The 296-nt window shown below is 52.0% G+C and carries 1 rRNA gene; it reads right to left on the minus strand.

From position 1 onward, the window contains the following. Positions 1–296 (minus strand): 23S ribosomal RNA (locus CWB85_RS22435); the annotation flags it as partial.

Here is a 296-nt window from a genome sequence, read left to right on the forward strand (position 1 = left end):
CCATGATGTGATGACACGACATAGACGCGCCAAACATCCCACGTCGATATGAACTCTTGGGCGGTATCAGCCTGTTATCACCGGAGTAACTTTTATCCGTTGAGCGATGGCCCTTCCATTCAGAACCACCGGATCACTATGACCTACTTTCGTACCTGCTCGACGTGTCTGTCTCGCAGTTAAGCTGGCTTCTACCATTACACTAACCGTACGATGTCCGACCGTACTTAGCCAACCTTCGTGCTCCTCCGTTACTCTTTGGGAGGAGACCGCCCCAGTCAAACTACCCACCATGC

It is taken from the genome of Pseudoalteromonas sp. S1727, assembly GCF_005886375.1.
Taxonomy (GTDB): domain Bacteria; phylum Pseudomonadota; class Gammaproteobacteria; order Enterobacterales; family Alteromonadaceae; genus Pseudoalteromonas; species Pseudoalteromonas haloplanktis.